At 44.6% G+C, this 13118-nt stretch carries 8 protein-coding genes; 4 read left to right on the top strand and 4 right to left on the bottom strand.

The annotated features are described in order from the left end of the window. Window positions 1-283: 283 nt before the first annotated feature. Complete coding sequence (locus QUA03_RS10885; protein ID WP_333211964.1) at window positions 284-1192, bottom strand: YihY/virulence factor BrkB family protein; 909 nt, start codon at window positions 1190-1192, stop codon at window positions 284-286. 111 nt (window positions 1193-1303) lie between these two features. Here QUA03_RS10885 and QUA03_RS10890 point away from each other — a divergent pair, with 111 nt between their 5' ends. The 4 genes from QUA03_RS10890 (at window position 1304) to QUA03_RS10905 (ending at window position 4279) form a co-directional block, all read left to right on the top strand. After that, window positions 1304-2389: a hypothetical protein gene (locus tag QUA03_RS10890; protein WP_333211966.1), complete on the top strand. Its 1086-nt coding sequence runs from the start codon at window positions 1304-1306 to the stop codon at window positions 2387-2389. Window positions 2390-2756: 367 nt separating this feature from the next. Further along, entirely contained in the window at window positions 2757-3650 is an 894-nt protein-coding gene (locus QUA03_RS10895) for a CNNM domain-containing protein (RefSeq protein WP_333211967.1), read from the top strand. A gap of 118 nt (window positions 3651-3768) precedes the next feature. Further along, on the top strand, window positions 3769-3966 hold the full coding sequence (locus tag QUA03_RS10900; RefSeq protein ID WP_333211969.1) for a hypothetical protein: 198 nt from the start codon (window positions 3769-3771) through the stop codon (window positions 3964-3966). Then, window positions 3950-4279, top strand: a complete 330-nt coding sequence (locus QUA03_RS10905) for a type II toxin-antitoxin system PemK/MazF family toxin (protein ID WP_333211971.1) — start codon at window positions 3950-3952, stop codon at window positions 4277-4279. Before QUA03_RS10900 ends, QUA03_RS10905 begins: the two co-directional genes overlap by 17 nt. An 87-nt stretch (window positions 4280-4366) precedes the next feature. Here the strand turns inward: QUA03_RS10905 and QUA03_RS10910 are convergent, their stop codons facing one another. The 3 genes from QUA03_RS10910 to QUA03_RS10920 form a co-directional block, all read right to left on the bottom strand. Further along, window positions 4367-8653, bottom strand: coding sequence for an O-linked N-acetylglucosamine transferase family protein (locus QUA03_RS10910; protein WP_333211973.1), 4287 nt, complete (start codon window positions 8651-8653; stop codon window positions 4367-4369). A 22-nt stretch (window positions 8654-8675) separates the two neighbouring features. After that, complete coding sequence (locus QUA03_RS10915) at window positions 8676-10004, bottom strand: glycosyltransferase family 1 protein (protein WP_333211974.1); 1329 nt, start codon at window positions 10002-10004, stop codon at window positions 8676-8678. 128 nt (window positions 10005-10132) lie between these two features. Further along, on the bottom strand, window positions 10133-13084 hold the full coding sequence (locus QUA03_RS10920; protein WP_333211976.1) for a glycosyltransferase: 2952 nt from the start codon (window positions 13082-13084) through the stop codon (window positions 10133-10135). Window positions 13085-13118 lie beyond the last annotated feature (34 nt).

Consider the following 13118-nt stretch of genomic DNA (forward strand, 5'->3'; position numbering starts at 1 on the left):
GCAAGGAAACAAATCTCTTTCGGGGCGATCGCAAACTTCAAATTTTTCGGTCATCACCGAAGGGCAGCGATAGGGATCAAGATAAACTGGTTTCAACCATATCCAGTGATACTACTAAGTGTTCGCCCGGTCAAGTTCACGGGCAGATTTGGCGATGGGTTGAGTCTAAAATTTAGTGATTCGACAGGCCTCGCCGTCCCAACTGACATAGGTTTCAAGGTACTGGCATCCGGCTGGCTCAAAAGCGAGCGATCGCATTTTTTTGTATCTAATATTAAGAATTCTACCGGTGTTTGGGCCCGGAGGATTCCTCAGCTTGAATGCTGAGCAAATTTTTGCGTTTTGCCAGCATCAGGGAACCGTAGCGGTTAGCCCAAACTTGAGTAAACTCAGCACCTAAGAAGAGAATCTGAGCCGAATAATTGATCCAAAGTAAGATAATCACGAACGAGCCAGCAGCACCGTAGGTAGAGGCAATACCGCTACCACCTAGGTAAACTCCAATTAATGATTTGCCGATCGTAAATAGCACTGAGGTGATGGCGGCGCCGATCCAAACATCATTCCAGGCAAGATTGACATCGGGCAAAAGTTTGTAAATTAAGGCAAAAAGCAGCGTAACTACGCCAAAGGAGAGAACAAAGTCCACAACCTGCCAAATGCCGACTGGTAAGTGCAGCAAGCCGTTCAACCAATAGCTAACGGCGGCTAAAATGGCACTAATTACTAAAGATACTAGCAGTAGAAAGCCTATGCCTAAAATCATTGCAAAAGACAATACGCGATCTTGCAGAAATCCCCAGATCCCGCGTCCGGGAGGCGGTGAAACATTCCAAATAGTATTGAGGGCTTCTTTGAGATTAGTAAACACATTGGAAGCCCCCCACAAAAGTGTAGCGATACCGACTAAAGTAGCAATCATTCCCGACTTTGGTTCGGAGGCTTTGAGGATTAGTTCTTGGACGGTTTCGGCGCCATCTTTCCCGATTAAGCTTTGGAGTTGGGCGACGATTTGACCTTGGGCTGCGTCTGCACCAAAGACTAAACCGGCGATCGCAATTACGATAATTAGCAGCGGGGCCAGGGAGAAGACTGTGTAATAGGCTAGGGCGGCGGCTAAGGTTGGGGCTTTATCTTCTTGCCATTCAGTAAAAGTTTCTTTGAGCAGCGATATAACTGTTTTTAATTTCACGGCATTTGGTTTCCTTATACTTGGAGTATAAGGAATTATACTAGGTTAAGAGTTTTTTAGCCTCAGCCACAAGATAGATTTATCGAGTAGCAAATTCAAAAGATTATTTTTATGTCAGATTCCCACACAACAGTTAACAACACCGAGGGAAAAATGTCCAAAAAAGCAATTTCTTGGGCCAAAATGAGCGCATTAGTAGCGGTGGTCAATTTTTTGCTGGTGCTTTTCCATTTCAGTTACCTTCAGTTGCGTCCTGTTTATCAGAGCTATTTTCCGGGTTTAGTTAAAATTTATGACCCGATTAAAGGCATTAATTCGAGTTTGCAAAATCCCGAATATTTGAAAAGCGCTGACCAGTTTTGGCGAATTGATACGTTTTTTATCGGTTTTTTTGGGGCGGAATTTTTGATTAAAAGTCTGTTCCACACCCGCCGTAAACCGGGGGTAACTTGGTTTAATTTTGTGCTGAGGCGCTGGTACGAAGTGTTTCTGGTGATCCCGATTTGGCAGGGGTGGCGGATTCTGCCGGTATTGGTGCGGCTGCACAAGTCGGGTTTGGTAAATCTCGATCGCGTAGTTACTCAAGTTACCTACGAACCGGTGGCTTATTTAGCCAATACGATGTCGGAATACATGATGGTGCGGTTTATCAATCAAGCTAAAAGTTCGATCAAACAGGGCGACGTGGCGCAGATGTTGCTGGCGCAGCAGCCGTACCTTCACGTCAATCAAGAAAATACGATCGAACAAATTACCAAGCGGATTTTGGATCTGACAATTTACAAAGTTTTGCCGCAGGTGCAACCGGATTTGGAAGATTTGCTGCACCACAATTTGGAAACAACAATCAAACAGTCGGATTTCTATCAAATCCTGCAAACTTTCTCTCCGATTAATATTTTGCCGACGGAGATGACGGAACAGTTAGCGAATTATTTGGCTCAAACTGCTGTTGATGTGGTAGCTACTACTTATGAAGACGATAAAGGTAGAAAAATTCTCGATAATTTCAGCCAAGAATTTAATCAAAGTTTGCGGCGGGAATTGCAAGATGAGAAAACTCTCGCGGAATTGCAGTCGCTGCTGTCGGATTTGTTAGAAGAAGTGAAGTTGAATTATATTCAAGGCGGGTTGAAGTCCGATCCGGTGCAGACTTTTACGGAAATTAACTCGATCCGGGAAATAAGGGAGAGTTGATACAGCAATGAGTTCCGGTGTTGTGAATTAGATTCTTTTTTTAGCTCACATCTTGCACCATTGTCAAGAACAGGCATCTTGTCTGTTCCACAAGAAAATTCATCTCTTGTGGAACAGACAAGATGCCTGTTCCTAAACAAGTAATTGAGAAGGGTGCAATATCTCAGTTAAAACGAACCGCCAAAACGCCAAGGGCGCGAAGGAAGAGAAGAGAAAGAGTTCACAATTTCGACGGGTAAGGTGCGCCGAGGCGCACCTACGAATAAAGGTAGTGGGGATATCCGAAATGTCGGGGGATAAACCTATCTGAGTCGCAAGCTAAAATAAAAGAATTAACCTAAAACCTCTATCATATTAGATATCTATCTTGAACAACCTTACTTGCCTGGAAATAAAAGTCGCTCAAACAACGCTGAGATTAGCAATGTTGGTGGGCTTAACACTTTTAATCGCCTTTTTTGTGGCGTCTGAACTAGCATTAGTATCAGCCGATCGCCATCAAATCCGCCAACTTGCCCAGTTGGACGATCGCCCAACCGCTAAAACCGCTGAACTCGTCCACCAAGCTCAGAACAACATACCGCATTACCTGTCTGTGACTCAAACTGGCACAACAGCAGGGAGTTTGCTGTTGGGTTGGTTGGGTGAGGGAGCGACTGTACACTGGATCGAACCGTGGATCGACAAATTGCCGATCGGTCATTTGTCGGCCGTGCTGACTGCTCATTCGATCGCAGTTCCCGTAGCTTTTATCTTAGTAACTTACGTAGAAATAGTGTTAGGAGAACTAATCCCCAAAGTATTAGCAACCCACGCCCCAGAACGTACCGCTTTGCTGCTGATGCCGACCCTCGAACTCTGCTCAAAATTACTGTGGCCGCTGCTAGCAATTCTCAACGGTACCGTGCGACTGCTGACTGGTTGGATTACCAGTAAAGAGTCTCAACCGCTGTTGGTAACTTCCCAGGCAACTCTCGTCCAAAAAGATGCTCATTCGGCACTAATTTCTGGCGTATGGGAAGTGACAGCAGTTAACGAAAAACTCGGGTTAAACCTGCCGAGTAACCAAGCTTACCAAACAATCGCCGGATTCGTGATCCACAACTTAGGTAAAATGCCCAATCAAGGCGATCGGCTATTGTGGGGCGAGTTGGAAATAGAAGCAGCAAATGTAGTAGAAGGCAGTTTAGAAACAGTGCTGCTGCGTCAGGTAACTCGCCCTTTGTTTGAGACTCAGCAGCCAGAACTTGTGTTAAATTGATCCTAAATCAGGCTTAAATACTTCCTCGATCTATGTATGTGAGGTTGTAATTAGTCGCTCAGTGCGACAATGTACCAGAAATGTGCAAATTGCATAAAGCACAGTTTATGAGGTGGATATGCTGAAAACACTTTGGGCTACTGTTCGACAAGGGAAAATTGAACTGCTGGAGTTATCAGATTTACCCGAAGGGGCAAAAGTATTAGTAACACTCTTACCTGATGAAGAAGCTGAGTTTTGGCTTCAAGCGAGTCAAACATCACTAGATAGAGTTTGGGACAATACTGAGGATGATGTTTATGCCCAGCTCCTCTAAAAATGACATAATTTTAGTTAGATATCCCTTTTCAGACTTGTCTAGTTCTAAGGTAAGACCAGCAATTGTTGTGAGTGCACCGCACGTATCTCAAGACATTATGATTGTGCCATTGACAAGCAAAACTGCATCCTTACTTGAGGGTGAGTTCGTACTTGCTGAATGGTCAACAGCAGGGTTAAATGTGGCTACAGCAGTCAAGCGAGGTTTGTATACAGTGCAGGAAAGCTTGGTTGTAACGACAATTGGCAAATTAGCGGATTCTGATGCTGAGCGACTTGAGCAATCTCTTCGAGGTTGGTTAGGATTGTAGTGCAGCAGCGACAGTTTGTCAACGAGTTTCGCAGGTGCTTAAGATTTAAATTGTACTCCATGCACCTGCAATCTGCTGTAGAGCCGTTTACTTAACAGCAAGCTCGATGGCACCCCCAACAAACTGCTCGTAATCCTCCAACAACCACGGAGGCAAACAAGTATTCGCATCCTGAACCCGCAACTGTCCAGGGCGACAATACAGCATCGCCGCCAACAAATTATTCACAGCTTTAGGCGTTCCAAACCCTTTACTCAACTCAACAACCAACAAGTTAAAAAACTCGCGGTCGCTCTCATTCAGCGGCTCCTTAATAAACCCGCTGCCCAGAATTGCTTTGTAACCCTTACCCAAATCGCTCCGGTACAAAACTTCTACTTGTTCGCCGGAAACGCTCAGCCACAAATCGGCAATTTGCTTGCGAATATGCCGCAAATCTGCTATTGCCAATTCATCCGTCGGGTCAATTTCATAGAGATTGACGGCAGCAGTTAATTCATTGAGAAACTGCGGCATATAATCTTGTTGGATCACTGTTTGTTCTGTGGTCGCCAATGCGCTTTCAAACACCTTTTCGTAATCTTCAAGCAACCACTGGGGCAAGCGGGTGCGAGCATCGGGAACCCGCATTTTACCCGGTACAAAATACAGCATTGCCCCCAGCAGAGCATTGATAGCTTGAGGCTGCACCAACCCTTTGCTAATTTCAGTCAATTTGTGCAAAAACTGCTGTTCGACTTCAGTCATCGATTCCGCTTGCAAGCCGCAGCTAAGAATTGCTTGATATCCCTTGCGAACTTGTCCTCGGTAAAAATTTTCTAGTTTCTCCGAAGGAACAGTCAGCCAAAAATCAGCCATTTGTTTCCTGATTTGGCGGAGTTCCAAAAGTACCGATTCGTCTGACGGATCAATGCGGTAAAGATTGACGCATCCTAACAGTTGATTCACAAATTGCGGGGCTTGAATGTATTGAGCGAGCAAGTCAGAAGTTGAATCAGACTTGACGGCGGCTTCCGTTTCAAAAACTTGTTCGTAATCCCCAATTAACCAGTGCGGTAAACGGTTGCGAGCGGCGGGAATTCGCATAGTTTCCGGCGGGAAATACAGCATCGCCGCGAGTAAGGCGTTGACAGCTTTGGGATGCACTAATCCTTTGCTAATCTGGGTTAATTGCTGCAAAAATATTTGTTCGCTTTCGATCATCGGTTGACGTTGGAAATCGCTTTTTAGCAGAATTTTATAGCTGTTACCTGAAGCACTTTTGTAAGCGGTTTCGAGGTTTTCAGTGGGAAGGTTCAGCCAAAAATCAGCGATTTGTTTGCGGATTTGACGCAGTTCGGATATTGCTGAGATGTTTGAGGAGTTTCGTTGGTAAAGCTTGAGGGCATTCGAGAGAATCTCGTCCAAATCAGGCTGCTTGGGAATGCTATCCTGTAAGTTTCGCGATGCTTCCAGGTGGCTGGTTTGCCATTGGCAAAACAGTTCTTGGAATAATTTGCCGATCGCCCCAGAGTATGCAACACTATCAAAACAAGCCGGATTAGCTTGCATTTTTTGCTGAATTTCCTGCCGTTTTTGCTGCCGCAATTGCGGGTTAGTGCCGAGGGTAACGGCTAGCTGAATGTAAGATGCTTCGTCATACGCAATTAAATCAGACATTTGCAGTTCCCGCAGCATCGCCGAACCTTGGCGGAACCGCAAAGCATTTCCTTCCACAACCACCACCGGCAATCCTACTTGCAAAGGATCAATTAACGATGTTGCCCCAGCATAAGGATAGGAATCGAGATAAATATCTGCTAGCTGCAAAAATTCTTTCACATCCGCGCGACTAGGCAGTTGTTTTACGAACCGTAAGCGGTTGTTATTGACCCCGTATTTAGCGCAAACAGCGTTCAGATTGTTGACAAAAGGTGTCGCTGGATAAGTCCGAGTCCAAGCCGGCCCGAAGGGATATAAAATCAAGATTGAATCGGGTACAGCAGCTAGAATTTTCACCCAACTCTCCCTCAACTCCGGCAGAATTTTGTAGAAGTTAGCGCCGGAGATAAAAACGGTTGTATTGTCTGAAATCCCCAGACTTTGGCGGGTAGGTTTAACTGTAGCTACTTCCGATTCTGTTGCGTATGTGAAACAAAAACCGCTGCCTTGAAGAACAGCCAACTGTTCGCGATATTGTTCTTGATAACTAGCATCCGGCGCAGTAAATTGACCTGCGATGTAGTAATCCATGTGCCGGATTCCGGTGGTTGTCGGGGAACAGAAAGATGTAGTTTGTACCCGCGCTAAACGGTGCATTGCTAGTGAAGTCAGCGGTTTGTTAATAGCTGTTAAATTCGTACCGAAAAACAGGATATCTAAGTCGTCGGCGCGGATTGTTTGGACTTGCGATGCAAAGTCTTTCGGAAGTGCAACCAGTTTGTCGGCGCGACTTTGACAGTATTGTTCTAATTGGTGGCCGCTGGTGTTGAGCGCGTACAGGTATATCTCGAACTCGTTGCGGTTTAAATGCTCGAAAACCGGGATTGTGGCGAAGGTTTCGGTTTGCGGCACGAAATGGTCGTTGATGATGCCCACACGGATTTTTGTCCGATTTGGCGATCGCGCCGGGAATATACAATCAATTGAACTGCCGCGATTTTTGAGCGAAAACTCAATAATTTCCGCCCGTTTGGTGTAAATATCGCGTAGGTTTGCCGTGGTAAAATAAAGCGGGATAAAGTTGGCAACTTGCGCGAACAACAAAGCAATATTCTGCCAAAGTGGCGAATCTGCATTTTTGAACAAATTAGTATGTAAGTAATCAATCCAGCCTTGGATGAATTGATAGTAAGTGTCTGCTTCTCCTCTGGTTTGAAATACGTTCGGACAAGTAAACATGAATTTGAGATATTCGTTGGCGAACCAATTAGGCACTGTAGCGCGATCGTACTTGATCGGCAATTGGTCTGCCCGTCGGTACAGCATGGCTGCGAGCAGGTAATTGATGGCTTTTGGCTCGTTAAATCCTTTCGCCACATTGGCGACTAATTCGCTCACCAAAGTCTCTTCTGTATCAGTTAGCGGTTCATATCTAATGTCGCTGGTCAGCAGCGCTTGGTGCTGTTTGCCTGCTTCGCCGGCAAAGGCATTTGCAACTTGTTCGGCTGGTAAGCTAAGCCAAATTGCAGCAATTTGTTTTCTAGCTTGGCGGACATTTTCTAGTGCAGATAAATCAGCGGAATTTTTCTGGTATTCCTCGATAATGCTTGACAATAAGATTGAATTTTGCGGCGATTTTGCCGAGATTTTATGTTCGCTCCCGCAGGCTTGCATCAACGCTGAACTAACTGTTGTTGCCATTTTTGACCAAGAAAATTTGCGGGATTGTCCAAGTCCGGCAGCAATTAACGAGTTGCGAATATCCGGTTTCTGCACATCAAGCAGGGCATTTCCCAGTGCATTAACATCATTTTCACCTACATAAAATGCTGCTTCGCCTGCTACTTCTGGAATCGAGCTGTTGGGGCAAGTGACGACGGGACAACCGCAAGTCATTGCTTCCAATATTGGCAGTCCGAAACCTTCATATCTTGAGGGAAATATGAGGGCGATCGCACCCGAGTAAGCTGCTCTTAATTCAGCGTCGCCCAAATACAGCAGATGGACGTTTACACCAGCAGTGTACGGTTGTAATTTAGGTTCTAGCGAAGGTTGACCGCTAGTACAAACAACATCAAATCCCGACTTGCTGCTGAGTCTCGATAAAGCTTGAAAAAAAGCGATCGTATTTTTATAACCGTTGAATCCCAATCTTTCTCCCACTATCAAAAAGTAGGGTTTATCAATCCGGTGTGCAGTTTTAAATGCTTCTATTTCTGCTAGATTAGAAGGATAAAAATGTTTTTGAATGCCGCAGTGAGCGACAGTAATTGATGCGGGAGATATTTCGGGGAAAAACTTTACTAAGTCGCGGGCCGTGCTTTGGGAAATGGCGATGTAGGAAGATGCTTGGCGGATAGCATGATGTTTTTCTCGCCACATGGGATTATTCAGGTCGCCTCCCGTAACTTCGGGTATCATATCGTAGGCGACAAATGCCGATCGCGTCGAAATGGGTGTTGTATAGTAGGTAGAAACAAATAAATCTGCATTTTCTCGATCGCACATTTGCTGCAACATTTGTTTGTCAGCATCGGTTTTGTTGTAATCGTAAACCGGAATCGAGCGATATTGAATGCCGGCAATCTTCGGTACAGTGCCTGCGCGATCCAGCATTACTATATGCTCAGCGAAACCGCTTTTTACCCATTCTTCCATCAAAGACTGCCAAACGCGAGCAATCCCACTTTTTTGCTGGCTTTGAAAAAATATGCCGTCAATAACTATTTTCATGATTAGTGAGTTTCCTGTAAAATTACGATAAAGCAGTTCGATAAGCAGCGATAGTTTCGTCAGTACACCTTTGCCAGCTAAAAAGTTTAGCTTGTGCCAAAGATTTGGAAGACATACTTTCTCGCAGCGATGATTTGTTGTAGATTTCTAGCATACTATGACAAAGCGCGTCGGTATCTTTTGGATCTACCATAATTCCCGCTTCCCCAACTACTTCGGGAAGCGAAGATGTATTTGAGGTAATCACCGGTACTCCGCACTGCATCGCTTCCAAAGGCGGCAAACCAAAACCTTCGTAAAAAGAAGGATATACAAAAGCTAAAGCACCGCTGTAAAGAGCTGCCAAATCTGATTCTGGCACGTATCCAGTAAAAATTATCCGCTCTTTCAATAAACCCTGCTTGGAAACTTCTGCCATAATTTTGTCATATTTCCACCCCGGAGTCCCCACTAACACCAGATACAAATCTTTGATTTTTTGTTCCTGAATCAGTTGAGCAAAACAGCGGATAGCGTGGTCTATATTTTTCCGAGGTTCTAGCGTACCCAAACTCAAAATGTAACCCGTATCAGGAATCCCGTATTTGCTGCGAATCGAGGCAATCTTTGCAGCATCGCGACAAGGATAAAATATACTCGGTTCCGCAGCTAAGTGAGTGACAATAACTCTCGATTCGTCAATTTTTAGATAGTTGCAAAGATCATTCTTAGTACAATGCGATATGCAAATCACCCAATCTTTTTGAGAGATGCTTGCTAAGGTTTTTTTGTAAAGTAAAGGGATTTGCTCGCTCAGCAGAAACTGCGGGTACAAAATAGGAATCAAGTCATAGATAGTCAAAAAAATCTGAGCTTTACTTGTTTGCTTTGCCCAAACAGGGATTTCATCGTAGGGCGAGTGAAAAATATCTGCTGACTCTAAATTATTAGCATCTACCGGAACACAGGAACCACCCATGATTTGAACGGCATTTTGTAAATTGTTCTTCAAATGGTCAAAAACAGCTTTTTCCGCGACAGCATTGCCCGCCTCATTTGCTTGGATTTGAAGACCCAGCATATTGTAAACATCGAGTAGCTGCCTGTAAAAAACCCTGGCAAAGCTCGAATGCAGCAGGGGAATACCCGCTAATTTTGGATTCGTTTCCAGATAATCGAAACTCGCATCCAACAAATGCAAATACTGACTGACACAAAATAACAAATCGCATTCTTTCGAGTTTGCTAAATTCTCAGCAATACTTTCAACAACTCTAAAAATGCCGGTTCTAGCGCGCTGGTGCATGTGTCCCTGTCCGAGGACAGAGATATCGTAAATAACTTTAATTTGATTCTCCCGTGCAATTGACATACTCGGTTAACTCGCTTCGTACACTTACAGGACTTACGCACTCAATGGCGGTGTTGAAAAAGGTTGAGATTCTTCGCCACACTTGCGAATGACAGACTGGAATTAAGCAGTCAACCTGCTGGGATTTCTCAACCAGACAAAGCTGTTTTGTAAGCAGCAATTGTCTCCTGAGTGCACCTTTCCCAGCTAAACTTTTTCGCTTGTGCTAGCGACTTTAAAGACATTTCTTGCCGCAAAGCAGGTGTACGGTACAGTGTTAGGATGCTGTGGCAAAGTCCGTCAGCATCTGTCGGATTAAGCATAACTCCCGCATCGCCGACTACTTCGGGAAACGATGAATTATTCGAGGTGATCACAGGAATCCCGCACTGCATTGCTTCTAAAGGCGGCAAACCGAAACCTTCATACAGCGACGGGTAAACAAAAACCATCGCACCGCTGTAGATGACGGCTAAATCTTCATCAGCTACATAGCCAGTTATAATGATACGGTCTTTTGAGAGACCGAAGTTAGCAATTTCTTGAAATATTTTTTCGTACTCCCAACCTTTGGCACCGACTAAAACTAAGTTGAGGTCTTTGATACCTTGTTGCTGCACGACTTTTGCGAAACAGCGGATGACGTGTTCGAGGTTTTTCCGAGGTTCTAATGTGCTGACACCCAAGATATACGGTGCGTCGGGAATGCCGTATTTCTGCTTGACAGATGCCATATTTTCCGCATCGTTACAGCGGTAAAATAAAGCGGTATTTGCCGCGAGATGAGTTACCAAAACTCTTTCCGGGTTGAGTTTGACGTGATTTAGCAAATCGTTTTTGGTGGCTTGAGATATGCAGAGAATGTAATCCTCGGCCGTTAAGCTGTTTAAAGATGCCTGCATTCTCTGATAATCCTCATCATTTTTACCGATAAATAACTGCGACAATAGGATGGGAATCAAATCGTAAACAGTGGCAATTTTTTTGACTTTTTTGCACTCGCGTGCTTGGTTGGGAATCTGATAGAATGTCGCGTGGAAAATATCGGCTTCGCTCAAGCTCTCCTGGTCGATTAAATGGCTGCGTTGCTTTGAAATGCCGATCGAATTTGAGAGGTATTTTTTTAAGTTGTCTGTTAGAAGTTTGGATTGGGGTTCTTGGCTGTGTTCCGGGAAGATTTTTTCCCGGTTTTCTAACATCTTGTAAAGCTCCATTAATTTGCTTTCAAAGTTTTTGAAAAAGCTGGAGTGAGCCAAAGGTATCCCGCGAAAATTCGGCTGAGTCTGCAAGTAATCCAGGCAAGACTTCACGGCGTACCAAGAATTAGTCGCGCAAAAAGATAAATCCAACTCTTTCGAGGCAATTAAACCCGATGCGATATTCTCGATGACTCTGGCAACACCGGTTCGAGAACGCGAATCGTAGTGTCCGTATCCCAGTACGGATATGTCATAAAAAATCTTGATCAACTCCTGCTGTTTTTCGCTATACGCATAGACTGGCGGGTAAGATTCGGCAGATATTTCCTGGGGTTTGTGGATTATTAAAAGCAAGGAAGTTGCAATGTAACCGCCCAATTCTATTTTCAGGTGCGGTGCCCATTGATTGCTAAGATCTTTCATCGGCGTCAAATCGTATTTGCTGTCGCCCATCCAGTAATCTGGAGGTTCTACGCGATATCCCTCGGCTGTTAGTTCGCTGATTAAACGCTGAATGTCTCTGTGTCTGAAGAATACTAAATTGTCTGTGTTTAAGGTTCCTTCATTTGATGAACAGTTGAACTCTGTTGTATGAATTGCCATACCGCCGGGCTTTAAGCATTTCAGAGATTCTTTGGCAAATCTGAGTCCGTGTTCGATCGAACCTATATGCTCAAAGGCACAGGAAGACCAAATAAAATCGAACTCACCTTGCTTTAAGTCTTCGGGGATATTATTCATGTCAACTTCGCGGAAGCTGACAAGTTTGTCAAAGGTTTCTGGCGGGCAGATTTGCTTTTCATTAAGTGCTTGTTTGCCGCGACAAAGTTGATCTGTTGTGGCCCAGTGTTCCTGGGCTTCCGGAATGTCGTAATTTTGGTCGGTGGCGACAATTTCGCACCCTAAAGAAGCGAATGCTGACGGTAGCGGTTCGTTACCAACCGCAAAACCCATGCCTTTTTTTCCGGGTTTGAGAAATCCTCTTTCATTCAAAGCTTGAGACATGACAACCCACTCCCAATTTTTGCGGTGAATAGTTTTGGAAGCTTGGAGTTTGTCTATCCAATGCTCATAGTAATCTGTCTCGAAGTCTCGGTTGACGCACAGCTTGCTTGTTACTCTACTAAATACTAGCGGCTGTTTGTCGGCGGTTGGGGGTTGAGTCAATGCCCCTCGAGTTGCGGGAATTTTGGTAATATCTAGGACGGCGATCGCATTGGCAAAAGGAAAAGGTGCATTGTATTGTGCGCTAACAAGTTCTTCGGGATTTGCTTGTTCCCAAACTGAAGGCTGCGGCTGGGATGGGTCAACTTTAACTAATTTTAAATAACTGGCACTGACCGCATTTTTAGGAATATTGTATGGCTCAAATAAGAGATTTAAGTAATCTTGACTGAATTGGATATACCACCCCCTTTCGAGGAATTTACCGAAGGGTACTGTAATCAGCGCTCTACCGTGATCTGACAGCAAATCGTAGATTTTGGCGATCGCCTTTAAAGGCCCTTGCCAATCATATTTTTCCTGCTCTTCACCGTAAGCTTCACTTGGGTCAGATCCTTGTCCTATGTGTTCTACTGTAGAGATGCAAATTATACCGCTATACTTCTCTTCAGGATCGGCATCCATTAAATCAATTTTGTCTACTCCCACAGCAGTTTCGTATTTGTCGATAATTCTTCTAGCTTGAATTTCGGCAATATCTGTCGGGAGCAGTTCGGGGTAATATTGCAGCACGTTACCCACTTCCAGCAGTCTGCTTTTATCCTTCAATCCGGCAATAAAGTTGTAGGCTATTGGTATTTCTACCGCTCTCTCCGAGGCGGGATAGTTGTTGTGCTTGAGCCGGTTGTAGGCGAGCCGTTGACCGTTGAAAATGAAAGTATCTTGCGAATCTGACATTTTGAGTTTTCCTTGGGCTATTGGCGATCGGTGA

Source organism: Microcoleus sp. S36b_A4 (genome assembly GCF_036700645.1).
Taxonomy (GTDB): Bacteria; Cyanobacteriota; Cyanobacteriia; order Cyanobacteriales; family Microcoleaceae; genus Microcoleus.